We start from the raw sequence: 614 nt of genomic DNA, 5'->3' as shown, positions 1-614 counted from the left end.
GAAATGGATGTGGCGGATGGCGTGTTTCATGCGTGGCCTCCAGCAGAGGCGGTGGGAAGTTGGGCCAAGGTCCGGCAGGCCTGCACCATGGCCGGGACGGCCTCGGTTTTGGCCTGGGCGCGGGCGCGTTCCGCGCGGGCCTGCAGGTCGGCGCGGGTCAGGTTTTGCAGCATCGCGGCCAGCCCTTGGGCGGTGAGTTCGGTCTGGGGCACCAGCCAGGCGGCGCCGGCGTCCACCAGGAAGCGGGCGTTGTGGGTCTGGTGGTCGTCCACCGCGTGCGGGAAAGGCACGAAGATGGCGGCGGCACCCACGGCGGCCAGTTCGGTCACGGTGCTGGCGCCGGCGCGGGCGATGACGACATCGGCCTCGGCGAACGCGGCCGCCGTGTCGTGGATGAAGGGGCTCAGCGTGGCTTCGACACCGGCCTGCGCGTACGCCGCCTGGAGCGCGTCGATCTGCTTTTCGCCGCTCTGGTGGGTCACCACCGGGCGCTGCTCGGCCGGGATCAGCGCCAGGGCTTGCGGCACGGTGTCGTTCAGGGCCTTGGCGCCCAGGCTGCCGCCCACCACCAGCAGCTTCAACGGGCCGCGGCGGCCGGCGAAACGCTCGGCCGG

At 72.3% G+C, this 614-nt stretch carries 1 protein-coding gene; it reads right to left on the bottom strand.

The window, feature by feature from the left end; genetic code table 11:
- Nucleotides 1-26 precede the first annotated feature (26 nt).
- Nucleotides 27-614: glycosyltransferase (locus tag HA630_RS02215; protein WP_305792610.1), on the bottom strand; the 588-nt coding region annotated here is incomplete at its 5' end.

It is taken from the genome of Aquabacterium sp. A08 (assembly GCF_011742065.1).
The sequence above is the reverse complement of the archived record's forward strand: the minus strand, read 5'-3'. Positions and strand labels throughout refer to the sequence as shown.